Source organism: Streptomyces sp. NPDC051133 (assembly GCF_040682635.1).
Classification (GTDB): domain Bacteria; phylum Actinomycetota; class Actinomycetes; order Streptomycetales; family Streptomycetaceae; genus Streptomyces.
This window is the reverse complement of record NZ_JBFBBK010000001.1, coordinates 12898-35864: the sequence shown is the minus strand read 5'-3', so window position 1 is coordinate 35864 and position 22967 is coordinate 12898. Positions and strand designations below refer to the sequence as shown.

The window sequence follows — 22967 nt, the reverse complement described above, 5'->3', positions numbered from 1 at the left end:
GCCATGTCCGGGTCGGTGGCGCAGAAGCTGTTCTTCAGCTCCTCACCGAGCTGCGGACGCTCGGCGTTGCCCATGATCACCGGAGCGCCCCTGCCCGTGCCGTCCCCCGCCCCTGACCGGGGCGGTGATGACACAATCGAAGGGCGAGGCGGCCGCCGGGGACGAAGGGCTCGCCCTGACGGACCGCGTGCGCCGCGGTCGCGACCGGCGTCGTGTCAGGAGGTCGGAATGTACCGCTCAGAGGCCACCAGGCGGTCCTGATGGCGGGCGAGAAGGACGGGCGGCGGTCGAGGCCGGCCCGCGCGCCCGACCTGCACCTGCGTCTGCGTTCCGAGCTGGTCCGCATCGACGAGCGGCTGCGCGCCCTGCTGGCCTCCATGGACCGGCTGCAGGGCCTGCTGGTCGCGGTGGTGGCCATCAGCCGCGAGGTGGAGCTGCCCGCGGTGCTGCGCCGTATCGTGACCACCGCCATGGACCTGGTCGGCGCCCGCTACGGAGCCCTGGGCGTGCTCAACGAGAGCGGCGAACACCTGGAACAGTTCATCACGGCCGGGCTGACCGAGCAGGAACGCGACGCCCTGTCCGACACCGGCCTGCCCCGCGGCCTGGGTGTCCTCGGCCATCTGATCCGCTACCCCGATCCCCTGCGGATCGACGACATCCCGGCCCATCCCGCCTCCGCCGGCTTCCCGGCCGGCCACCCGCGGCTGCAGACCCTGCTCGGCGTCGCCATCAGCGTGCGCGGCGAGATCTACGGCGACCTCTACCTCTCCGAACGGCTCGACGGACAGCCCTTCGACGTCCACGACGAGAACGTCGTCGTGGCCCTGGCCGGCGCCGCCGGCATCGCGATCGAGAACGTCCGCCTGTTCGAACGGATCCGCGTCGGAGCCGAACAGTTCCAGCGGCTGCTGCTGCCCACCCTGCCCGACCTGCGGCCCTTCACCGCCGCCGCCATCTACCGGCCCGCCGCCGAGCCCAGTCAGCTCGGCGGGGACTGGTACGACGCCGTCCTCCTGCCCGACCACATCGTGGCGGTCGTCATCGGCGACGTGGTCGGCCACGATCTGAAGGCCGCGGCCGCCATGGCCTCCACCCGGAACATGCTGCGCGCCCTGCTGTACGACCGGTGCGATCCGCCCGGCGCGGTCCTCGCCCGGCTCGACCGGGCTCTGGAGGCGATCACGAACAACCCCGTCACGACCACCACCCTGGCCCGCATCGAACCGGAAGGGCCGGGCTGGCGGCTCACCTGGAGCACCGCCGGCCACGTACCGCCCCTGCTGCTCACGCGTGAACGCCGCGTGGCCTACCTGCTCGCCGAGCCCGGCGTCCCGCTCGGCGTCGACACCGGGCAGCCGCGCCCGGACCACTCCCGCTTCCTGCCGCCGGACGCCACCATCGTGTTCTTCACCGACGGGCTGGTCGAGCATCCCGGCCACACCATCGACGAGAGCCTGAACGAGCTCGCCGTGCTGGCCGCCGCTCATGCCGCCCTGCCGCTGCCCGAGTTCGTCCGGGCACTGGCCGACCACCACCCCAGCGACGGTCACGACGACGTGGCCATCCTCGCGCTGCGCACCCCGCACGTGTGATCACCGCCGGCCCGGTCTCCGGGGGTGGTGCCGGACGTGCGACCCGACGCCGCCGTGGAGAAACCGCCCGATCCGGCGGATGATGGCTTCGGGGCGATGTCGACCCGGAGGGTCGCCCGATGACTGTCGAGCGGCGTGAGAGGGTGCGGCGCGCCGGCGTGGCCGTCCTTGAGATCTGCGCCGTCGCCGCGCTGTACTTCGGCGCGGCCAAGGCGGGCCTGCTGCAGCAGCTGGTGCGCGGCCAGGTCACCCCGCTGTGGCCGCCCAGCGGAATCGCGCTGGCGAGCCTGCTCCTGCGCGGCCCGCGGGTGTGGCCCGGAATCGCGCTCGGCGCGTTCCTGGTCAACGTCTCGCTGGGACCCTCGCTCCCGGCCGTGCTCGCGATCGCCGCCGGCAACACCCTCGCGCCCGTCTGCTCCTACGTGCTGCTGCGCCGTACCGGCTTCCGCGAGGATCTGGACCGGCTGCGGGACGCCCTCGCGCTGATCTTCCTCGGGGCGTTCACCGGGATGCTGGTCAGCGCGACGACGGGCACCGGCACCCTGGTGCTGGCCGGTGCGCTGCCCCGGGCGGACTTCTGGCCGACCTGGTCGGTGTGGTGGACCGGCGACGCGATGGGCGTCCTGGTGGTCACGCCGGTGCTGCTGGTCCTGCGCTCGGCCCGCGCGCCCAGGGCAGCGCCGCGCTCCCGGTGGGCGGAGGCACTGCTGCTGGTGGCGGCCACGGCCGGAGTCGGTCTGCTCCAGACCGGTCGGACGCCGCTGCTGTTCCTCGGCTTCCCGCTGCTGATCTGGGCGGCCTTCCGCTTCCAGCTGGCCGGGGCCGCGCCCTGCGCGCTGGCCGTGTCCACCTTCGCGATCGTCGCGGCCACCGAGGGATCGGGGCCGTTCGCCGGCCGCGACCTGCTCACGGACATGATCACCTTGCAGGCCTTCAACGGTTCCATCGCGCTGACCGCGCTGCTGCTGGGAACGGTCATCAGTGAGCGCGACGCGACCCAGCGGGAGATCGCACAGGCCTGCCGTCAGCTCGCCGACATGGCGACCAAGATCGCGGCCGGCGACCACGGCCCGATGTTCCCCGACGGACGGCACGAGGAGGGTGCGCGGCGCGAGAAGGGCGGGACGGAGCGGGAGGGGCACGAGGAGGAGCCCCGGACGACGACAAAGGCCATCTCCTCGTCCTACCTGAGAAGACGGCCTCCGACCGGCTGAAAAGCTGGTCGGGACGACAGGATTTGAACCTGCGACCCCTTGACCCCCAGTCAAGTGCGCTACCAAGCTGCGCCACGTCCCGGTGCGCTCACTCGCGGTGACCCGCGTGATCGCGCGAACAGCACTTTACCCCACGCGCGGGGGTGCGCCGAAGAGGGCCGCCGGGACATGGCGGCGGCCGGGGGACAATCGGCCGTATGACGAGTGCGGACGCATCCGGTGCCAGGGACCGGGACACGCAGGGGCGGGCGCGCAACGCGCGGCCCCGGGACGGGCTGGGACGCCCGCTGCCCTACGGCGCCGACGGCGTCCCCCGGCAGCCGGAAGGGGTGCTGCGGACGCCGGACGAGACGGTCGCCGAGGCGCAGGCGCTGCTCGACGCGGGCAGGCCGTTCCACGCGCACGAGGTGTTCGAGGACGCCTGGAAGGCGGGCCCCGAGGACGAGCGCGCCCTGTGGCGGGGGCTGGCCCAGCTGGCGGTGGGGCTCACCCACGCGGCCCGCGGGAACGCCGTCGGCGGTGCCCGGCTGCTGCGGCGGGGCGCGGGCGCGCTGCGGGAGTGGGCGGCGGGGCGGGGCGGGGAGGGGCCGTACGGGATGGACCTGCCGGGGCTCGCCCGCTGGGCCGAGAACCTGGCGGAGCGGGTGGAGCGCGGTGCGGGCCGGGTGGACGCGGGCGCGGAGGCGCCCCGGCTGGGGTGACGGGAGGCCCGACGGCGGGCCCGCCGGTGCCCCCGGGGGGCCTGGCCCGCCAGTCCCCCCGGGGGTCCGCTGACCGTCCGTAGGGAGGCGATGGACGCGGGGTCAGGGGCGTGCGGCAGACTCGGGGCGTGCGAAAGATTCATGTCATCGGTATCGGCGCGGGCGACCCCGACCAGCTGACCCTGCAGGCGGTCCGGGCGCTGCGGAGCACGGACGTGTTCTTCCTGCTCGACAAGGGCGAGGTGAAGAGCGACCTGACCCGGCTCCGCCGGGACATGCTGGACGCACACCTGCCCGCGGAGTCGTACCGGGTGGTGCAGGCCCGGGACCCGGAGCGGGACCGCGCCGCGGGCGGGGCGGCCTACTCGCCGGCCGTGGAGGACTGGCGCAGCGCGCGTGCCGGCATCTACGAGCGGCTGATCGCCGACGAACTGGGCGAGGACGGCACCGGCGCCTTCCTGGTGTGGGGCGACCCGGCGCTGTACGACAGCACGCTCGGGATTCTCGAGGAGGTGCTGGAGCGGGGCGCGGTGGCGTTCGAGTACGACGTCGTACCGGGCATCAGCAGCGTCTCCACGCTGGTCGCCCGGCATCGCACGGGGCTGAACCGGGTGGCCCGGCCGGTGCAGATCACCACCGGGCGGCGGCTGGCCGAGGGCTTCCCCGCGGGGGTGGACGACGTGGTCGTGATGCTGGACGCGCACCAGGCCTTCCGGCGGTACGCCGAGGAGGACATGGAGATCTACTGGGGCGCCTACCTGGGCACCCCGGACGAGATCCTCGTCTCCGGCCCGATCGCCGAGGCCGCCCCGCGCATCGAACGGCTACGGTCCGAGGCCCGGGACCGCAAGGGCTGGATCATGGACACGTACCTGCTGCGCAGGAACACCGGGGACGCCTGACCCGCTGCCGCGCGGACGCCCGGGACACCCGGCCGAAAACCGGGTGAGCCGGACGCCGGGGGCGGCCATACTCGGGCCGTGCCCACCTCCCCTGCCCGTTTCCGCGATCCGCGCAGCACGGAGTACGACTTCCTGGACTCGATCCTGGTCCGGTGCCCGCGCTGCGACCGCGTCGCCCGAGTGCAGCGGCAGCCGCACTCCGCGGAGCCGCGGCCGTTCGCCCCCCGGCGTCTGGTCTGCCGGTCCTGCGGTCTGGCCCGCGTGTGGGCGGGCCGGGGCATCGGCCCGTGGAGTGGCTCGTCGGGTCCCGCCGCGGATGCCTACTTCGGCGTCCGGCTGTGGCTCCGGCGCGAGACCCGGCACGGCCGGCTGTGGGCCTACGACCTGGCGCACCTCGATCTGATCCGGCGTTTCGCCGGCGCCACCCTGCGGGAGCGCGCCCCCTGGTACGACACCGGGCAGAAGCTGACACTGGTCGCCCGGCTCCCGGCCTGGGTCACGAGCGCGAAGAACCGGGACGAGGTGCTGCGCGGCGTCGACCGGCTGAGGAGGTCGGTCCTCACCGGGAGCTGAACCCCAGCCGGTCCAGGGCGCCCGCCGTGTCCGGTACCGGCGTGACGCCCTGCGGCAGGGACGGGCGTCGTACGACGACCACGGGGAGGCCCAGTTCCCGGGCCGCGGTCAGCTTCGCGGACGTCGCCCCGCCGCCGCTGTCCTTGGTCACCAGGACGTCGATGCGACGGGTCCGCAGCAGTTCCCTCTCGTCGGCGAGCATGAACGGGCCGCGTGCCAGGAGCAGTTCGGTGTGCGGCGGCAGGGGCGGCTCGGGCGGCTCGACCGACCGTACGACGAAGTGCTGGGCCGTCAGGTGGGCGAAGGCCGCCAGGCCCAGGCGGCCGGTGCTGAGGAAGATCCGGCGGCCGAGCCCGGGCAGCGCCTCGGCGGCCCCGGACAGGGACGGGACGTCGTACCAGCGGTCACCGGGGACCGGACGCCAGCCGGGGCGGCGCAGGACCACCAGCGGGACCCCGGTGAGCGCCGCCGCCCGGGCCGCGTGGGCCGTGATCGTCCCGGCGAAGGGGTGGGTGGCGTCGACCAGGGCGTCCACGCGGTGCGCGCGCAGCCAGTCGGCCATGCCCTCTGCGCCGCCGAAGCCGCCGACGCGGAGCTCGCCGGCCACCGCCGCGGGACGTGCCACCCGGCCCGCGAGGGACGTGGTGACCCGCACGCCGGGGCGGGCGGCGAGGTCGGCGGCGAGACGGCGGGCCTCGGTGGTGCCGCCGAGGATCAGGACGTGCGCGGGCATAGGGGTGAGAGTAAGAGGTCGTACGGGCTCGCCGGCCGCCCGGGTCGCTACCGTCGGGGCCATGGGAAGCGTGGCGTCCGTGCGGGCCGTCCTGATCGACATCGACGGTGTCCTCACCGTCTCCTGGAAGCCGTTGCCGGGCGCGGTGGAGGCGCTGCGGGCGATCCGCGCGGCCGGTCTCGGTGTGGCGCTGGTGACCAACACGACCTCCCGGACCCGGGCGTCGATCGCCGAGGTGCTGGGCGGGGCCGGGTTCGAGGTGGCGGCCGAGGACGTCCTCACCGCGCCCTCGGTCACGGCCGCCCACCTGGCCGAGCACCACCCGGGCGCGCGCTGCGCGCTGCTCAACAGCGGGGACATCGCCGAGGACCTGGCCGGTGTCACGCTCGTGGACGACGATCCCGACGTGGTCGTACTCGGCGGTGCCGGGCCGGAGTTCGGCTACACGGCGCTCAACCGGGCCTTCGGGTTCCTGCAGCGGGGCGCGCGCCTGGTCGCCATGCACCGCGGCCTGTACTGGCGCACCGAGGCCGGGCTGCAGCTGGACTCGGGAGCCTTCCTGACAGGGCTGGAGAAGGCCGCGCGGGTCGAGGCGGAGGTGACGGGCAAACCGTCCCGGGCGTTCTTCGAGGCGGCGCTGGCCCGGCTGGGGGCGGACCCGGACCGGGCGCTGATGGTGGGCGACGACGTGGAGTCGGACGTGCTCGCGGCCCAACGGGCCGGGCTCACCGGGGTGCTGGTGCGGACGGGGAAGTTCCAGCAGGAGACGCTTCAGGGGGCGAGCGGCGCCCCGGACCACATCATCGACTCCTTCGCCGGCCTGCCGGCGCTGCTGGGGCTAGGGCCTGTCTGACAATTCGCGTCGTCGCCCGGAGGGCGGCCGCGCGGCGTCAGGTGCGTGCTCTGGGGGTCCCCCCGGCCGAAGGCTGGGGGAGTGCCGGCCCCAGGTCCTCGTACTGGACGTACTTGGGCCTGGGGCCGGTGCGGCGAGTGGGGGTGCCCCCTCTGGGGGAGCGTGCATGGCGTCGCGCGGCAGACGGGAATTGTCAGAAAGGCCCTAGGGCAGTAGCAGCTGCACCCCGCCCACGACCGTCGCCGCGATCACGAGTTGTTCGAAGAGTCGCTGGTTGATCCTGCTCACAGCCCACTTGCCGAACAACGCGCCGGGCACGACGAACACGGCGAGCGCGGCGTCGAGGAGCAGCGAGCGGCCGTCGATCAGACCCAGGCCCGCGCTGAACGGCACCTTGGACACGTTCACGATGAGGAAGAAGAACGCCGACGTGCCCAGGAATCCCAGCTTCCGGAAGCCGGCCGACAGCAGGTACATCGACATCACCGGCCCGCCCGCGTTGGCGACCATCGTGGTGAACCCGCCGAGCACTCCGTACGACCGCGCCTTGACCCGGCCCGCCCGGGTCGTCACCGCGTCCGGTTCGTCGCCCGCCCCCGTCCGGCGCCGCCTCCACAGCGTGACCCCGGCCATCAGCAGCAGGATCACGCCGATCGACGTCCGCACGACGGCGTCGTCGGCCCACATCAGGAACAGCGTGCCGGCCACCACGCCCACCGCGACGGCCGGGAACAGCCGCCACAGGGTGGGCCAGTGGGCGTGCCGCCGGTAGGTGAGGACGGCGAGCACGTCCCCGGCGATCAGGACGGGCAGCAGGACGCCGGTGGAGGCGCGGGCGGGCAGCACCGCCGCGAAGATCGCGAGGCTGACCGTGTTGGCCCCGCTCACCGCCGTCTTGGAGAAGCCGACGAGCAGGGCCGCGCAGGCGAGCGCGGCGAACTCCCGGCCGGACAGGTGCCAGAGCGTCATCGTGTTCATGCGGGGACCGATGTTATGTCCGGACAAGCCTTCGGCATAAGGACCGTCTCGCCAGGTGATCCCCGCCGCCCGCCCAGGCCGCCACGGCCACTCGGCCGCTCGGCCGCTCGGCCGCTCGGCCGCTACGGCCGCTGCGCGAACTGCGCGCGGAGTTCCCGCTTGAGCACCTTCATGCTCGGCCCGAGCGGCAGCCGGTCGGTGAACTCCACGCGTCGCGGGTACTTGTGCCGGCCCAGGTGCTCCTTGGACCACTCGGTGATCGCGGCGGCGTCGGGGGCGGTGCCCGGCGCGGGGACGACGACCGCGCACACCTCCTCGCCGTGCAGCTCGTCCGGCAGGCCGATGACCGCGGCCTGGGCGACGCCGGGGTGGCGCATCAGGACCTCCTCCACCTCCCTCGGGTACACGTTGTAGCCGCCGCGGATGATGACGTCCTTCTTGCGGTCGACGATCCGCAGGAAGCCGTCCTCGTCCTTGGTGCCGAGGTCCCCGGTGCGGAACCAGCCGTCGACGAGGGCCTCCGCGGTGGCCTCGGGGCGGCCGAGGTAGCCGGAGAAGACGTTGTGGCCGCGGATGACGACCTCGCCCAGCTCGCCGGGCGGCAGCAGTTCGATGCGGTCCTCGGCCTCGGCGCGGGCGATCTCCACGTCGATGCCCCACAGCGGGTGGCCGATGGTGCCGGCCCGGGTGCCGAACACCGGCTGGTTGACGGTGGCCGTCGGCGAGGTCTCCGACAGTCCGTACCCCTCGTAGACCGTCGCCCCGAACGCGGCCTCGAACCGTTCCAGGACGGCGACGGGCAGCGAGGCGCCACCGGAGACGCACACGCGCAGGCTCGGGAGCGCCCGCGCGTCCGCGGCCGCCGCCGCGAGGGCGACGAACATGGTCGGCACGCCGTGGAAGGTGTTCACGCCCTCCTTCACCATCAGCTCGATGGCGCGGGCCGCGTCGAAGCGGGGCAGCAGGACGAGCGTGGCGCCCGCGCGCCAGGTGGAGTTGAGCGACACCGTCTGCCCGAAGGCGTGGAAGAGGGGCAGGGCGCCGAGGGCGATGTCGTCGGCGCGGATGTCGTTGGCGTCGAAGGCGTTGACGGTCGCGTTCATCACCAGGTTGAAGTGGCTGAGCACGGCGCCCTTGGGGACGCCGGTCGTGCCGCTGGTGTAGAAGATCACGGCCGGGTCGTCGGCGGCCCGGGTGACGTACGACGGCAGCGGCCGGGCGTCGGCCGCGAGCCGGTCGAACTCCTCGCCCAGGATGACCACCCGGACGCCGGAGGCCTCGGCGGCGGCCCGGCCGGTTTTCGCCTGCGCCGGGTGGACGAGCAGCAGGCTCGCGCCGCTGTCCTTCAGGACGTGCTCGACCTCGCCGGAGGACAGCAGCAGGTGCACGGGGACGACGACCCCGCCCGCCGCGGCGACGGCGTAGTAGGCGACGGGGAACTCGGCGGTGTTGGGGGCCATGAGGGCGACGCGGTCGCCGGGCCGTACGCCGAGGCCGGTGAGCGCTCCCGCCCGGGCCAGCGCCCTGCGCCACACCTCGGCGAAGGTGAGCCGCAGGTCGCCCTCGACGAGGGCGGTCTTGTCGGGGCGGCGCCGGGCGTTCTCGGCGAGAACGGCGGCGACGGACAGGGTTGCCATGGAGTGCTGCTCCGTTTCCTTGCTGCGGCTCGTGTGACCGGTCCCCGTGCGGGGAGCCCCCCGTCGGCGGCGCGGGTCAGTCCCTCTCGACCAGCACCGCGCTGCCCTGCCCCACGCCCACGCACATGGTGGCCAGTCCCCGCTCCGCGCCCGTGCGGCGCATGCGGTGCAGCAGGGTGGTGAGGATGCGGGCGCCGGAGCAGCCGAGGGGGTGACCGAGGGCGATGGCGCCGCCGCTCGGGTTCACCAGCTCCGGGTCGATGCCCAGCTGGTCGACGCAGGCGAGCGCCTGGGCGGCGAACGCCTCGTTGAACTCGGCCTCCCGCACGGCGCCGATCTCCCAGCCGGCCCGGGCCAGCACCTTGCGGGTGGCGGGGACGGGGCCGAGGCCCATCACGTCGGGGTGGACGCCTGCGGAGGCGCCGGCGACGTACCGGCCCAGGGACTGCAGTCCCAGCTCGTCCAGGGCCTCCTCGCTGACCAGCAGCAGTCCGGCGGCGCCGTCGTTCATCGGCGAGGCGTTGCCCGCCGTGACCGTGCCGCCCGGCCGGAAGACCGGCCTGAGCCGGGACAGCTTCTCCAGCGAGGTGTCCTCGCGGACGCACTCGTCCTGGTCGACGACGATGCCGTCCGGGCGCTCCACGGGCAGGAGTTCGTCGTCGAAGTGGCCGTTCTTCCGGGCGGCGGCGGCCCGTTGGTGGCTGCGCAGCGCGAACGCGTCCTGCCGCTCGCGGGAGACGCCGTACCGCTCGGCGACCTCCTCCGCGGTCTCGCCCATGGAGAGCAGGCCGTGCAGCTCCTTCATCGCGGGGTTGACCAGGCGCCAGCCGAGCCGGGTGTCGAAGGTCTCGATGCGCTGCGGCAGGGCCTCGTCGGGGCGCGGCAGCACGAAGGGTGCGCGGCTCATCGACTCCGAACCGCCGGCGATCACGACGTCGGCCTCGCCCGCGGCGATGGTCCGGGCGGCGGTGGTGACGGCCTCCAGTCCGGAGGCGCACAGCCGGTTGACGGTGGCGCCGGGCACCGACTCGGGGAGCCCGGCGAGCAGGGCGGCCATGCGGGCGACGTTGCGGTTGTCCTCGCCGGCCTGGTTGGCCGCGCCCCAGTAGACGTCGTCGATCCGGGCGGGGTCGAGCGCGGGCACGTCGGCCACCAGACGGCGGATCACGGCCGCCGCCAGGTCGTCGGGCCGGATGCCGCTGAGGGCTCCGCGCAGCTTGCCGAGCGGGGTGCGGCGGGCGGCCGCGAAGTGGACGGGACGCACGGATTCGGCTCCTGATCTACGACGCTGTCGATCAGCACTGGTCGGGACAGCACCTGATTAATTAGCACTGCTAGTTTTTGACTATAGACCTCCGACCGGCTCCCTGGGAAGATCCCCAGGAGCCTCGCCGAGGCAGCTGGAGGAGAGATGCCCCACGTCCGCCAGCACGTCCTGGGCGGCATCGCCGTCCGGGAGTGGCCGCATCCGCGCCCGCGCCGCCTGGCCCTCGTCGTGCACGGCTACGGCGAACACGCGGGCCGCTACGACGAACTGGCGGGCGTGCTCACCGGGCACGGAGCGGCCGTGTACGCGCCCGACCACGCCGGCCACGGCCGCTCGGCCGGTGAGCGGGTGGTGATCGAGGACTTCGAGGACGTGGTCACCGACGTGCACCGGGTGGCCGGCCTGGCCCGCGCCGCCCACCCCGGCCTGCCGCTCGTCATGGTCGGTCACTCCATGGGCGGCCTGATCGCGGCCCGCTACGCCCAGCGGTACGGCGCCGAGCTGGCCGCGCTGGTCCTGTCGGGGCCGGTCATCGGTGCCTGGGAGCTGCCCGGGCGGCTGCTGGCCCTGGAGGAGATCCCGGACACCCCGGTCAGCCCGGCCGCGCTGTCCCGGGACCCCGCCGTCGGCGCCGCGTACGCCGCCGACCCGCTGGTGTGGCACGGGCCCATGAAGCGGCCGACGCTGGAGGCCTTCGTCCGGACCCTGCGGACCGTCGCCGAGGGCGGTGACCTGGGCGCGCTGCCCCTGCTGTGGCTGCACGGTGACGACGACCGGCTGGTGCCGCTGCCCGGGAGCCGGACCGGGGTGGAGCGGCTCGGCGGCCGGCTGACCGAGCGGATCTTCCCGGGGGCGCGGCACGAGGTGTTCCACGAGACGGACAAGGCGGAGGTCTTCGCGGAGGTGATCCGGTTCCTGGATGCGGTCCTCCCCCGCTGACGCGGTCCTCCCCCGCTGACCAGGCCTGTTTTGCCCCCGGGGACGCGGGGCACCCGCCCTTTCGGACACACGGACGTGCACGACGAAAGGGGCCGCACCGACCATGACCGTGGTGAAGAGCACGCTGTCGAAGGAGGCGCTCGGCGTCACCGGAACCGCCCTGCAGGAGACCCTGGTCGATCTGCTCGGGCTGTCGCTGATCGGGAAGCAGGCGCACTGGAACGTGGTGGGCCCGCGCTTCAGGTCGATCCACCTCCAGCTGGACGAGGTGGTCGCGACGGCCCGCGCCCACTCCGACACGGTCGCCGAGCGCGCCGCGGCGCTGGGCGTGCCGCCGGACGGCCGGCCCGAGACCATCGCCGCGACCTTCGCGCTGCCCGGCAGCAAGGACGGCTGGCTGCGCGACACCGAGGTGGTGGAGCTGATGGTGTCGTCCCTGACGGCGGCCGTCGGCCGGCTGCGCGAGCGGATCAGGGCCACCGACGAGCCCGACCCCGTCACCCAGGACCTGCTGATCTCCATCACCGCGGACCTGGAGAAGCAGCGCTGGATGTTCGAGGCCGAGAACGGGCCGCGCGACGACGGCTAGCGACCGCGACGACGGCCAGCGACACGGAACGGCGCAGGGAAGGGGACGAACCATGGCCGACCCGATCGAGACCGAAGCGCTCTGGGAGGACTTCCACCGCGTGGTGAACATGACCTCGGCGGAGCTCGCGGCCTGGCTGCGGGTCCGGGACTCCGGCGAGGAGGCCGAGGCACTGCCCGGGGAGGCGGGCACGCCGACCGGCCGGCACGTGCTGGCGATCCTCCAGAAGCGCCGCACCGACCTCACCGACGACGACCTCCGCGTGATGCACCGGGTCGTGGACACGGTCGGTGACCTGGTGGACATGGAGGACGAGCCGGAACCGGAGCGGACGCCCGAGGACACCCGCCGCCGGCACCGGCTGATGACCCTGGGCCACGACCCGCTCAAGCCCTAGCCGCAGGGCCGCGCGCCATGAACCGCGACGAACGCGTCCTGCGCGAGCTGGTGTCCGCATACGGGCGGACGTACGCCGAGGAGGCGGGCATCCGCCTGAAGGACACCCCGCAGCCGCTGTACCGGCTGCTCGTGCTGGCCCTGCTGCTCAGCGCCCGCATCCGCGCTTCGGTCGCGGTGGCCGCCGCGCAGGCCCTGCACGAGGACCGCCTCGACAGCCCGCGCCGCATGGCCGGAGCGGGCTGGCAGCAGCGGGTGGACGCGCTCGGCCGGGGCGGTTACCGGCGCTACGACGAGCGGACGGCCACTCAGCTCGGCGACGGCGCCGAGCTGCTGCTGGACCGCTGGGGCGGGGACCTGCGCCGGCTGCACGAGGAGGCGCACGGCGACGTCGGCACCCTCAAGGACCTGCTCCAGGAGGAGCCGGGCGTGGGGCCGGCCGGCGCCGACATCTTCCTGCGGGAGGCCCAGCGCGTGTGGCCGGAGATCGGGCCGTACCTGGACGGCAAGGCCCTCTCCGGGGCGCGGCGGCTGGGCCTGCCGGAGGACCCCGGCAAGCTGGCCGGGCTGGCCGGGGACACCGAACCGGCCGTGCTGGCCGCCGCGTTGGTGCGCGCCGCGCTCGATGCGCAGGTGGCCGAAGACTGTCTGCGCCGCGCCGGATGACCGTGTCAGACTGCTGCTCGCACACGACGGAGTGACCGAGCCGAGGAGCAGCACGTGACGGGGACCGAGCCGGCCGCACCGCCCATCGACACCAGCCGGCCGCACCCGGCCCGGGTCTACGACTGGTTCCTGGGCGGCAAGGACAACTACCCCGTCGACGAACGGCTCGGCCGCACCATCACGGCCATCGACCGGGGCGCCGCCCGCAACGCGCGCGCCAACCGGGCGTTCATGCAGCGCGCCACGCGCACCCTCGTCGAGGACGGCATCCGCCAGTTCCTGGACATCGGCACCGGCATCCCGACCGAGCCGAACCTGCACCGGATCGCCCAGTCGGTGGCGCCGGACGCGCGTGTGGTCTACGTCGACAACGACCCGATCGTGCTGGCCCACGCGGGCGCGCTGCTGCGCGGCACGCCCGAGGGCGTGACGGAGTACGTGCAGGCCGACGCCCGCGATCCGCACACCATCCTGGAACGGGCCGGCCGGGTCCTGGACCTCGGCCGCCCGGTGGCTCTTTCCCTCATCGCCCTGCTGCACTTCGTCGCCGACGAGGACGGCGCCCACGACGTGGTGCGGACGCTGGTCGGCGCGCTGGCTCCGGGCAGCTGCCTGGTGCTGTCCATGATGACGGCCGACTTCGAACCGGAGAACGTGCGCAAGGGCATCGCCGCCTACGCGGCGGGCGGAGTCACCCTGGTGGCGCGTTCCCGGGACGAAGTGGCCGCCTTCTTCACGGGCCTGGACCTGCTGGAGCCGGGCGTCGTGCCGGTCTCCGAGTGGCGGCGGCAGGGGGCGGCGGACGACGGCGGGCCGATCTCCCTGTACGGCGCGGTGGGCCGCACGTCCGCCCGCTGACCCGGCGGCCGGAACAGCGGCTCCGGTCGGACGGAACAGCGGCTCCGGTCAGAACAGCAGCTCGGCCAGCCGGTCGGTCTGGCCGACGTCGGAGGACCAGCAGTACAGCATGACCTCGTCGGCGCCGATGCCGAGGAAGGCGTCGACCGCCTCGCGGATCGCCTCCGGCTCGGTGAGCAGGCCGTCGGCGATGTGGTCGGCGCGGCCCGTGAAGCCGTAGTAGGCGCGGAGGTTGCGCCGGGCGTCGTCGACGGTGCCGCGCGGGCCGAGGGCGACGTTCGCCTGGGCGACCAGCCGCGGCCGGCCGGGGCGCTCATGTCTGCGCCAGACCGCCTCGACGTCTCGGAACAGCCCGGCCATGCCCGCGGGCGGCAGCGCCGCGCCGAGGAAGCCGTCGCCGAACCGGCCGACCCGTTCGAGCGCGGCCGGGGCGAAGCCGCCGAACAGCACCTCCGGGCCGCCGGGCGTCGCGGGCGCCGGACCGATGGGCCCCACCCCGTCGCCGTACGGCTCGCCGGACCAGACGCGGCGCAGCAGGGTCATCTGCTCGTCGAGACGGCGGCCCCGGCGCCGCAGGTCGACACCGGCGGCCAGGCAGTCGTCCGCGCGGCCGCCGACGCCGACGCCGAGCGTGAAACGGCCGCCGGACACCAGGTCCAGGGTCGCGCTCTGCTTGGCGAGCAGCGCCGTGCGGTGCAGCGGGGCGAGCAGCACCTCGGTCTGCAGCCGGATGCGGGACGTGGCCCCGGCGAGCGCGGCCAGGGTGACGAGGGGTTCGGGGTTGTCGTGGACGAGCCGGTCGAGCAGGCCGAGCGTGCTGAAGGGGCCCGCGTCGGCGCGGCGGGCCCAGGTCAGCAGCAGGGCGGGGTCGTCGACGGGAAGTCCGAGACCGATCTTCATGGGTGGAGTCCTCCGGAGGGTGTGCCGAATCGGTACCGCCCCTCCGTGGCGCCGCGGCGCTGTGCGCGGGCTCGCTCCCGTTCTGCGGCCGTGGGCTTGAGAGCGTGATCGTCGAAGTGCGACGACGCTATCGCGGGCCCCGGGAGCCGGACCACTCCTTTTCGCGCCGGGCCGGACCCGGCCTGATCCGAACGAAGCCCCCTACAGGCCGAGGACGCGGGAGATGGTCCGCAGCACGCCGTCGTCGTTGTTGGACGGGGCGAGGTGCCGGGCCCGGCGGACGACCTCCGGGTGGGCGTTGGCCACGGCGAAGGACCAGTCGGCCGCGTCGAGCATCTCCAGGTCGTTGAGGTAGTCGCCGAAGACCATGGTCTGCGCGGGCGTGATGCCGAGGGCCCGCTGCAGGCCACGCAGGGCGGTGCCCTTGTTCGCGGTGCGGTTCATGACGTCCACCCAGTGCGCGCCGGAGACGACCACCTGGTGGGTCCCGGCGAACTCCGCGAGCGCGGGGGCGGTGGAGCGCTCGGCGGAGCCGAAGTCGAACAGCGCCACCTTGATCACGTCGTCCTCGACGGCGGTGACGTCCTCGACGACCCGGTGCTCGACGTAGTACTTGCGCACCTCCGCCAGGAACGCCTCGTCGCTCCGCTCGACGTACGCCGACCGCTTGCCGCACACCACCGCGCCGACGTCGGTGCCGTCCGCGACCAGCCGCCGTACCGTCCGGGCGACCCCGGCCGCGACCGGGCGGTCCATCGGGTCGGAGCTCAGCTCCACCCCGTCCCGGACCACGTAGGTGCCGTTCTCCGCGATGAACACCATGCCCTCGGCGACGTCCGCGAACTGCCGGGCCAGCGTGGCGTACTGGCGGCCGCTCGCCGGGCTGAACAGCACCCCGCGCCGGCGCAGTTCGGCGAGCATCGGCCACAGCCCGGCGGGGATCCGCTTGGCGTCGTCCAGCAGGGTGCCGTCCATGTCGGTGACGACGAGGCGGATGTCGGCGGGGCCCGCGGGCAGGCCGGGGACGTGGAGGAGGGGCGTGGGCGTGGCGGGCATGTGCTGCTTCCGGTCGGGGCGGGGTACGGCCCCCAGTGTTCCTCATGCGCCGGAACGTCCCGAAGCCGCCCCGAACCGCCCACGGTGCGCGGTTCCCGGGACAGCACGATCACCGGGCGGCACAATGACGGCGGACACCCGCACGTGAGAAGGGCGGCGACGTGACCGAAGGCCCCTCCCCCGCGGCCGGACCGGCGAGACTGGACACCTCCGTGGCGCACAACGCCCGGGTGTGGAACTACTGGGTCGGCGGCAAGGACAACTACGAGGTCGACCAGCGGGTCGGTGACCACGTCGCCGGGATGTTCCCGGTGATCCGGGCGGTGGCCCGCGCGGACCGGGAGTTCCTGGCGCGGGCGGTGCGGTATCTGGCGGCCGAGCGCGGGATCCGGCAGTTCCTGGACGTGGGCACGGGCCTGCCGACGGTGGACAACACCCACGAGATCGCGCAGCGCATCGCCCCCGAGTCGCGGATCGTGTACGTCGACAACGACCCGATCGTGCTCGTGCACGCCCGCTCGCTGCTCACCAGCTCCCCCGAGGGCGTCACGGACTACGTCGACGCCGACGTGCGCGACCCGGACGCGATCGTGCAGCGCGCCGCCGGGACGCTGGACCTGCGGCAGCCGGTCGCGGTGATGATGCTGGGCATCCTGAACTTCGTCCTGGACACGGACGAGGCCCGGGACATCGTGCGGCGGCTCACGGCGGCGGTGCCGTCCGGCAGCCACCTCGTCCTGACCCATCCGACCTGCGACGCCGACGTGGGCGGCGAGGGCAACGCGGCGGCGATGGAGTTCTGGAACGCCCACGCCACCCCGCCGATCACGGCCCGCGGCCGCGCCGACGTCGCCGCGTTCCTTCAGGGCCTGCGGCCGGTCGAGCCGGGGCTCGTGCCCTGCTCGCTGTGGCGCCCCGAGTCGGCGTCCGCCGCCGTGGTGCCGCAGTACGGCGCGGTGGCCGTGAAGCCCTGACCCGGCCCGGCCACCGGCCCGAGCCCGGGGATCCCGGGAGCCCGAGGAGGAGGACGTATGACCACCCTTGCCGACCCCGTGCCCGGCGGCCGCCCCGCTGATCTGCGCCGGGTCGCCGCGCTCACCGCCGGCCTGGCCGCGCAGGGCGTGCGCGGGATCGTGCTGGCCTACGTCGACACCGCGGGCGTCGGCCGGGTGAAGACGATCCCGACGGCGCGGCTGGAGGCGGCCGTGTCCTGGGGGGTGGGGATGTCCCCGGTGTTCGACACCTTCCTCGCCCACGACACGATCGTCACCACCGACGTCCTCGGCTCACCGGACGGCGACCTGCGGCTCTACCCCGACCTGGACCGGCTGGTGGTGCTGGCCGCGCAGCCCGGCTGGGCGTGGGCGCCGGTGGACCGGATCACCCAGGAGGGCGAGCGGCACCCCGGCTGTTCCCGGACCTTCCTGCGCCGGACCGTCACGGACGCCGCCGCACGGCACGGCCTGACGTTCAAGGCGGCGATCGAGGTCGAGTGGGCGTTCGGGCTCGGCTCGGCGCCGCCCGGGGAGTTCGTGCCGGCCGTCCCGGGACCGGCGTACGGCGCGACGCGTCAGGTCGGGCTGAGCGACTGCACCGCCGACCTGCTGGCCGCGCTGGCCGCGCAGGACGTGGACGTGGACCAGCTGCACCCCGAGTACGCGGCCGGTCAGTTCGAGGTGTCGGTGGGCGCCCTGGACCCGGTGGCGGCGGCCGACCGGAGCGTGCTCGTGCGGCAGACGATCCGGGCGGTGGCCGCGCGGCACGGCCTGAGGGTGTCGTTCGCGCCCGCGATGTCCGCCGAGGGCGTCGGCAACGGCGGACACCTCCACCTGTCCTGCTGGCGCGACGGGGTGAACCTGCACGCGGGCGGGGAGCGCCGGTACGGCATGACGCCCGAGGCGGAGTCCTTCGCGGCCGGGGTGCTGGCCCGGATGCCCGCGCTGACGGCGGTCACCGCGCCGAGCCCGGCCAGCTACCTGCGGCTGCGGCCCTCCCGCTGGGCGGGGGCGTTCACCGCGTGGGGCCGCGAGACCCGCGAGGCCGCGCTGCGGGTGGTCACGGGCACGGCGGGCCGCCGGGAGCAGGACGCCAACCTGGAGGTGAAACCGGTCGACCTGGCCGCGAACCCGTACCTGGCCCTCGGCTGCGTCCTCGCGGCCGGCCTCGACGGCATCACGGCGGGCCTGCCGCTGCCGGAGGAGATCACCGGCGACCCGGCCCGCTACGGCCCGGACGAGGCGGCGGCCCTCGGCGTACGGCGGCTTCCCGTGTCGCTGCCCGAAGCCGTCGGGGAGTTCCGCGCGGACCGGGTGCTGCGGGCGGCGCTGGGTCCGGTGCTCGCCGACGCGGTGACCGCCGTGCGCCTCGGCGAGGTGGCGGCCACGGGCGGCCTCACGGACGACCAGGTGGCGGCGGCCTACCGCTGGACGTACTGACGATGAGCGCACCCGGACCGGTCCACGAGACCCTCGCCGCGCTGCCGCTGGTGGACCACCACTGCCACGGCGCCGTGACCGCCGACCTCGCCCACGAGGACTTCGCGTCGCTCCTCACCGAGGGCGAGGGCTGGCCGGGCGTCTCGCCCTTCGACAGCCCCGCCGGGGTGGCCGTGCGCCGGCACTGCGCGCCCCTGCTGGACCTGCCCCGGCACGCCCCGCCCGACGCGTACACGGCCCGCCGGGCGGAGCTCGGCTGGCGGGAGGTCAACCGACGCTTCCTGACCGCCTCGGGAGCAGGGGTGTTCTGCGTGGACACCGGCTACACCCCGCACCCGCTCACCACGCCCGGCGAACTGGCGGCGGCCGCCGGCGCCACGGCCTGCGAGGTCGTACGCCTGGAGCAGCTCGCCGAGGCGGTGGCCGCGCAGGGCGTGGAGGCGGGCGAGTACGCGGGCACCGTGCGGCGGGCTGCCGAGGAGGCCGTGCGGCGGCCGGGCGTGGTGGCGGTGAAGTCGGTGGCCGCCTACCGCACCGGCTTCGCCCTGGACCCGGCCCGCCCGGACGGCGCCGAGGTGACCCGGGCCGCCCGGCACTGGCTCGCGGGCGGCGGCCGGCTCACCGACCCGGTGCTGGTGCGGCACCTGCTGTGGACCGCCGTCGACCTGGGCCTGCCCCTGCAGCTGCACACCGGCTTCGGCGACGCGGACGTCCGCCTGCACCGCGCCGACCCTGCCCTGCTCACCGACTGGCTGCACCGGACGGCCGGCACGATCCCGGTGCTGCTGCTGCACTGCTGGCCCTACCAGCGGCAGGCCGCCTATCTGGCCGCGGTGTTCGAGCAGGTGTACCTGGACGTCGGTCTGGCCCTGCACCACACCGGCCCGGCCCGCTGCCGGGCGGTGCTGGAGGAGGCCCTGGAGATCACCCCGTTCCGGAAGCTGCTGTACAGCTCCGACGCCTACGGGGTGGCCGAGTTCCACCACCTCGGCGCGCTGTGCTTCCGGCGCGGACTCGCCGATCTGCTGCAGGACCGTGTCGACGCCGACGAGTTGAGTCTGCCCGACGCCCTGCGGATCGCGGCCTGGACGGGCCGCGACAACGCCCGCCGCCTCTACGGCCCACCCGTGTCCGAACCGTCCCGCGACCCCAGCGGGCGCCCCACCCGGAAAGTATGATCAAGCAATGTCTGACATGACCGAAACCACGCCCGGATGGCTGACCACGGACGAGCTGGAGATGGCCCGGGCCCGTATGCCGATCCTGTACGTCGAGGCCGTGCCGGTGCGCGTGGACGACAGCGGTGAAGTCACGAGCATCGGACTGCTGCTGCGCATCGGCCCGGACGGAACGGTCAGCCGGACCCTGGTGTCCGGCCGCGTCCTGCACCACGAGCGGGTCCGTGACGCCCTGCTGCGCCATCTGGAGAAGGACCTAGGCCCGGTCGCCCTCCCGCGGGTGCCGGCCTCCCTGCAGCCGTTCACGGTCGCGGAGTACTTCCCGACGGCGGGCACCACCCCGTACCACGACCCGCGCCAGCACGCGGTGTCTCTCGCCTACGTCGTGCCGGTGAGCGGTGACTGCCGGCCCCGGCAGGACGCGCTGGACCTCGTCTGGTTCAGCCCGCAGGAGGCCGCCTCCGTGGCCGTGCAGAGCGAGATGCCCGGCGGGCACGGGATGCTGCTGAAGCAGGCGCTCGCGCACGTGGGTCTGGCCTTCTGACACCGGCGGCCGGCCGACCCGCCTGTCTACCAGGTCGGCCGGGCCGCCGGCCAGAGGGTCCGCCGCGGCTCTCAGGTTGCGTTCAGGCTCGTGACGACCTGGGGCAACACCTGCACCAGAAGCCCCAAAACAATGGCAAAGGGGGCTGGGAACAGCACAGTTGGCCGTGCGAGGGTGCGGCGCATGAGCACAGAGCACGTCCTCGACCACCGGCCGAGCGGTCACGCCCGCGCAGCGATACGCGCGAGCGCGAACAAGGTGCCGGAGGTGACCGTCTACTTCTGGATCGTCAAGGTCCTCACCACCGGCATGGGTGAGACCGCCTCCGACTTCCTGGCCCGGCTGCTGGGCCCGATCCCGGCGGTCGGCCTCGGGGCTCTCGCCTTCGCGGCGTCGCTCGTGCTCCAGTTCGCCGTCCGCCGCTACGTGGCCTGGATCTACTGGACGGCGATCGTCATGGTCAGCGTGTTCGGCACGATGGCCGCGGACGTCCTCCACGTGGGCCTGGGCGTGCCCTACACCCTCTCCACGCCCCTGTTTCTCGTCGCCCTGGCCGCCGTGTTCGCGCTCTGGTACGCGAGCGAGCGCACCCTGTCCATCACGTCCGTCCGCACCCGTCGCCGCGAGTGCTTCTACTGGGCGGCCGTGCTCGCCACGTTCGCCCTGGGCACGGCGGCGGGCGACCTGACGGCGACGGTCGGACTCGGCTACCTGGGTTCGGTCGCCCTGTTCGCCGTGGCGATCTGCGTCCCGGCCCTGGCCCACCGCGCCCGCCTCCTCGGCGCGGTGACCGCGTTCTGGACGGCCTACGTCCTCACCCGCCCGCTCGGCGCGTCCCTCGCCGACTGGATGGCGCTGCCGGGCACCCGGGGCGGCCTGGGCTGGGGGCTGGGTCCGGTGACCCTGTCCTGGACGGTGGCGATCATCGGGTTCGTGGCGTACCTGGCCCTGTCCCGCCGGGACACCGCACCGGCACTCTGACACCTGCCCCAAAAACCTGCTCCACAGACCGCGAAGGCCGGTTCGGATTCGTTCCGAACCGGCCTCTGACCTGCGTGCTCCGCAAGTCGGGACGACAGGATTTGAACCTGCGACCCCTTGACCCCCAGTCAAGTGCGCTACCAAGCTGCGCCACGTCCCGGTGCCCGTTTGACCTGGGGTTTCCCCGGTCGAAACGCGCAGGGAAACAATACCGCACTCGCCTCGGTGATCGCGCACTCCTTTCGCCGGTTGACCTCAAGTTTGGTTGAGGTTGCACGATCGTCGGCATGACGATCACAGCGGACGACGGCCGCGCCCACGGCCATGCCGACCTGCCCCGGCTGATGGGCCTGATGACCGGCGACGAGAAGCACGGGCCCGCGGCCACCTCCACGCTCGACGTGCTGTGGGTGCTGTACGACCGGGTGCTGCGCATCACGCCGGACCGTGCGGACGATCCGGACCGGGACCGGTTCCTGCTGAGCAAGGGCCACGGGCCGATGGCGTACTACGCGGTGCTGGCCGCGCGGGGGTTCCTGCCGGTGGAGTGGCTTCCCGGCTTCGGCTCCTACGACTCCCCGCTCGGCCACCACCCCGACCGGGTGCTGGTGCCGGGCGCCGAGATCGGCAGCGGGTCGCTCGGGCACGGGCTGCCGATCGCCGTGGGCACCGCGCTGGGCCTGCGGGCGCAGGGACGGCACGACCCGGCGGTCTGGGTGCTGATCGGGGACGCGGAGCTCGACGAGGGCAGCAACCACGAGGCCATCGCCTTCGCCGGGCCGGCCGGGCTGGAACGGCTGCACACCGTGGTGATCGACAACTCCTCCGCGAGCCATGCCCGGCCCGGCGGGATCGCCGCGCGGTTCGAGGCCGCGGGCTGGTCCGCGGCGAGCGTCGACGGGCGCGATCACCAGGCCCTGTACGACGCGTTCACCGCGCCTCACCCGGGGCGGCCGCACGTGGTCGTGGCCCGGGTCGAGCCGAAGACCTCCTGACACTCCGTTCCTTCCCCGAAAGGGCACACCCTCATGGACACCATGCGTGACCGCTTCGCTCCCGTCGTCTCCCGGCTGCTGGACGAGGACCCGCGGGTCGCGGTCCTCCTCGCCGAGATCGGCAAGGACGGCTTCGCCGGGGCCGCGCGCCGCCACCCCGACCGGGTCGTCAACGTCGGCATCCGCGAGCAGTTGCTCATCGGGGCGGCGGCGGGGCTGGCGCTCACCGGACTGCGGCCGGTCGTGCACACCTTCGCGAGCTTTCTGGTGGAGCGGCCGTTCGAGCAGGTCAAGCTGGACCTGGGGCATCAGGACGCCGGTGCGGTGCTGGTGAGCGCCGCCGCGTCCTTCGACTGGCCGGCCGGCGGTCACACCCACATGGCCCCGGGCGACGTGGCGCTGCTCGACACGCTGGACGGCTGGACCGTGCATGTGCCCGGCCATCCGGACGAGGCCGAGACGCTGCTGCACCACGCGGTCGCCGCCGGCGACGACAAGGTGTACGTGCGGCTGTCGGTGCAGTCCAACCGGCGGGGGCGGGTCGTCGACGGCGCGGGCTTCCTGACCGTACGCGAGGGCCGGTCCGGTGTGGTCGTTGCGGTCGGCCCGATGCTGGACGCGGTGCTCGCCGCCACGGAGGGCCTGGACGTGACCGTGCTGTACGGGACGACCGTACGGCCCTTCGACGCGGCGGGGCTGCGCCGGGCCACCGGGGCCGCCGGGACGGACGTCGTCCTGGTCGAGCCGTACCTCGCGGGCACGTCGACGGGCGCGGTGAGCGAGGCGCTGTCCGATGTGCCGCACCGGGTGCTGGCCCTCGGCGTCGGCCGCCGCGAACTGCGCCGCTACGGCACGGTCGAGGAGCACGTGGCCGCGCACGGCCTGGACCCGGCGGCGCTGCGCGGGCGGATCGGGGGGTTCCTGGGCCGTGCTTAGCCGCGAGCCGGACGGCAGCGGGCAGGCGCGAGCGCGGGCGG

At 74.1% G+C, this 22967-nt stretch carries 24 protein-coding genes and 2 tRNA genes; 18 read left to right on the top strand and 8 right to left on the bottom strand.

Annotated elements, in window-relative coordinates; genetic code table 11:
• The first annotated feature begins 260 nt into the window (after positions 1-260).
• Positions 261-1595, top strand: a complete 1335-nt coding sequence (locus AB0N17_RS00195; RefSeq protein ID WP_366008765.1) for a GAF domain-containing SpoIIE family protein phosphatase — start codon at positions 261-263, stop codon at positions 1593-1595.
• Between the two features lie 119 nt (positions 1596-1714).
• Positions 1715-2809 (top strand): MASE1 domain-containing protein, encoded by a 1095-nt coding sequence (locus AB0N17_RS00190; RefSeq protein WP_366008764.1) that lies wholly within the window; start codon positions 1715-1717, stop codon positions 2807-2809.
• A gap of 5 nt (positions 2810-2814) precedes the next feature.
• On the opposite strand, the gene AB0N17_RS00185 is transcribed toward AB0N17_RS00190, so the two are convergent.
• Positions 2815-2891: transfer RNA gene (locus AB0N17_RS00185), tRNA-Pro, on the bottom strand.
• A gap of 115 nt (positions 2892-3006) precedes the next feature.
• On the opposite strand from AB0N17_RS00185, the gene AB0N17_RS00180 reads away from it, so the two are divergent.
• The 3 genes from AB0N17_RS00180 (at position 3007) to AB0N17_RS00170 (ending at position 4985) form a co-directional block, all read left to right on the top strand.
• Entirely contained in the window at positions 3007-3510 is a 504-nt protein-coding gene (locus AB0N17_RS00180) for a DUF309 domain-containing protein (protein ID WP_366008763.1), read from the top strand.
• 128 nt (positions 3511-3638) lie between these two features.
• Entirely contained in the window at positions 3639-4412 is a 774-nt protein-coding gene (gene cobF, locus AB0N17_RS00175) for a precorrin-6A synthase (deacetylating) (RefSeq protein WP_366008762.1), read from the top strand.
• Positions 4413-4490: 78 nt separating this feature from the next.
• Positions 4491-4985: a hypothetical protein gene (locus tag AB0N17_RS00170; RefSeq protein ID WP_366008761.1), complete on the top strand. Its 495-nt coding sequence runs from the start codon at positions 4491-4493 to the stop codon at positions 4983-4985.
• On the opposite strand, the gene AB0N17_RS00165 is transcribed toward AB0N17_RS00170, so the two are convergent.
• On the bottom strand, positions 4972-5718 hold the full coding sequence (locus AB0N17_RS00165; protein ID WP_366008760.1) for a cobalt-precorrin-6A reductase: 747 nt from the start codon (positions 5716-5718) through the stop codon (positions 4972-4974). The genes AB0N17_RS00170 and AB0N17_RS00165 overlap by 14 nt on opposite strands.
• A 70-nt stretch (positions 5719-5788) precedes the next feature.
• Here AB0N17_RS00165 and AB0N17_RS00160 point away from each other — a divergent pair, with 70 nt between their 5' ends.
• Positions 5789-6571 (top strand): TIGR01458 family HAD-type hydrolase, encoded by a 783-nt coding sequence (locus tag AB0N17_RS00160; protein WP_366009137.1) that lies wholly within the window; start codon positions 5789-5791, stop codon positions 6569-6571.
• 204 nt (positions 6572-6775) lie between these two features.
• Here AB0N17_RS00160 and AB0N17_RS00155 read toward each other — a convergent pair whose 3' ends face one another.
• The 3 genes from AB0N17_RS00155 to AB0N17_RS00145 all read right to left on the bottom strand — a co-directional run bounded on the left by AB0N17_RS00155 (position 6776) and on the right by AB0N17_RS00145 (position 10450).
• Positions 6776-7549 (bottom strand): sulfite exporter TauE/SafE family protein, encoded by a 774-nt coding sequence (locus AB0N17_RS00155; protein ID WP_366008759.1) that lies wholly within the window; start codon positions 7547-7549, stop codon positions 6776-6778.
• 122 nt (positions 7550-7671) lie between these two features.
• The gene (locus AB0N17_RS00150) at positions 7672-9186 is read right to left on the bottom strand and encodes a long-chain fatty acid--CoA ligase (protein ID WP_366008758.1); all 1515 of its coding nucleotides are present in this window, start codon (positions 9184-9186) and stop codon (positions 7672-7674) included.
• Between the two features lie 76 nt (positions 9187-9262).
• Positions 9263-10450 (bottom strand): thiolase family protein, encoded by a 1188-nt coding sequence (locus AB0N17_RS00145; protein WP_366008757.1) that lies wholly within the window; start codon positions 10448-10450, stop codon positions 9263-9265.
• 147 nt (positions 10451-10597) lie between these two features.
• Here AB0N17_RS00145 and AB0N17_RS00140 point away from each other — a divergent pair, with 147 nt between their 5' ends.
• From AB0N17_RS00140 to AB0N17_RS00120, 5 genes are all read left to right on the top strand, one after another.
• Complete coding sequence (locus AB0N17_RS00140; RefSeq protein ID WP_366008756.1) at positions 10598-11392, top strand: lysophospholipase; 795 nt, start codon at positions 10598-10600, stop codon at positions 11390-11392.
• Between the two features lie 103 nt (positions 11393-11495).
• On the top strand, positions 11496-11981 hold the full coding sequence (locus AB0N17_RS00135) for a DNA starvation/stationary phase protection protein (RefSeq protein ID WP_366008755.1): 486 nt from the start codon (positions 11496-11498) through the stop codon (positions 11979-11981).
• A 52-nt stretch (positions 11982-12033) separates the two neighbouring features.
• Complete coding sequence (locus AB0N17_RS00130) at positions 12034-12378, top strand: DUF3140 domain-containing protein (RefSeq protein WP_366008754.1); 345 nt, start codon at positions 12034-12036, stop codon at positions 12376-12378.
• A 17-nt stretch (positions 12379-12395) separates the two neighbouring features.
• Positions 12396-13043: an endonuclease gene (locus tag AB0N17_RS00125; RefSeq protein WP_366008753.1), complete on the top strand. Its 648-nt coding sequence runs from the start codon at positions 12396-12398 to the stop codon at positions 13041-13043.
• 54 nt (positions 13044-13097) lie between these two features.
• Entirely contained in the window at positions 13098-13901 is an 804-nt protein-coding gene (locus tag AB0N17_RS00120) for an SAM-dependent methyltransferase (RefSeq protein WP_366008752.1), read from the top strand.
• A 48-nt stretch (positions 13902-13949) separates the two neighbouring features.
• Here AB0N17_RS00120 and AB0N17_RS00115 read toward each other — a convergent pair whose 3' ends face one another.
• Both AB0N17_RS00115 and AB0N17_RS00110 read right to left on the bottom strand, forming a co-directional pair.
• Positions 13950-14801, bottom strand: coding sequence for an LLM class flavin-dependent oxidoreductase (locus AB0N17_RS00115; protein WP_366008751.1), 852 nt, complete (start codon positions 14799-14801; stop codon positions 13950-13952).
• A 201-nt stretch (positions 14802-15002) separates the two neighbouring features.
• Complete coding sequence (locus tag AB0N17_RS00110; protein WP_366008750.1) at positions 15003-15857, bottom strand: Cof-type HAD-IIB family hydrolase; 855 nt, start codon at positions 15855-15857, stop codon at positions 15003-15005.
• A gap of 161 nt (positions 15858-16018) precedes the next feature.
• On the opposite strand from AB0N17_RS00110, the gene AB0N17_RS00105 reads away from it, so the two are divergent.
• From AB0N17_RS00105 to AB0N17_RS00085, 5 genes are all read left to right on the top strand, one after another.
• Positions 16019-16831 (top strand): SAM-dependent methyltransferase, encoded by an 813-nt coding sequence (locus AB0N17_RS00105; RefSeq protein ID WP_366008749.1) that lies wholly within the window; start codon positions 16019-16021, stop codon positions 16829-16831.
• A gap of 57 nt (positions 16832-16888) precedes the next feature.
• On the top strand, positions 16889-18292 hold the full coding sequence (locus tag AB0N17_RS00100; protein WP_366008748.1) for a glutamine synthetase family protein: 1404 nt from the start codon (positions 16889-16891) through the stop codon (positions 18290-18292).
• 2 nt (positions 18293-18294) lie between these two features.
• Complete coding sequence (locus AB0N17_RS00095; protein WP_366008747.1) at positions 18295-19470, top strand: amidohydrolase family protein; 1176 nt, start codon at positions 18295-18297, stop codon at positions 19468-19470.
• Between the two features lie 16 nt (positions 19471-19486).
• On the top strand, positions 19487-20014 hold the full coding sequence (locus AB0N17_RS00090; RefSeq protein WP_366009136.1) for an NUDIX hydrolase family protein: 528 nt from the start codon (positions 19487-19489) through the stop codon (positions 20012-20014).
• A gap of 183 nt (positions 20015-20197) precedes the next feature.
• Positions 20198-20995 carry a hypothetical protein gene (locus AB0N17_RS00085; protein ID WP_366008746.1) on the top strand — a complete coding sequence of 266 codons (798 nt, stop codon included), beginning with the start codon at positions 20198-20200 and terminating at the stop codon, positions 20993-20995.
• A gap of 86 nt (positions 20996-21081) precedes the next feature.
• On the opposite strand, the gene AB0N17_RS00080 is transcribed toward AB0N17_RS00085, so the two are convergent.
• Positions 21082-21155, bottom strand: a tRNA-Pro gene (locus AB0N17_RS00080).
• Between the two features lie 127 nt (positions 21156-21282).
• Between AB0N17_RS00080 and AB0N17_RS00075 the strand changes: the two genes are divergently transcribed.
• Both AB0N17_RS00075 and AB0N17_RS00070 read left to right on the top strand, forming a co-directional pair.
• Entirely contained in the window at positions 21283-21990 is a 708-nt protein-coding gene (locus AB0N17_RS00075) for a transketolase (RefSeq protein WP_366008745.1), read from the top strand.
• A gap of 33 nt (positions 21991-22023) precedes the next feature.
• The gene (locus AB0N17_RS00070; RefSeq protein ID WP_366008744.1) at positions 22024-22926 is read left to right on the top strand and encodes a transketolase; all 903 of its coding nucleotides are present in this window, start codon (positions 22024-22026) and stop codon (positions 22924-22926) included.
• Positions 22927-22967 lie beyond the last annotated feature (41 nt).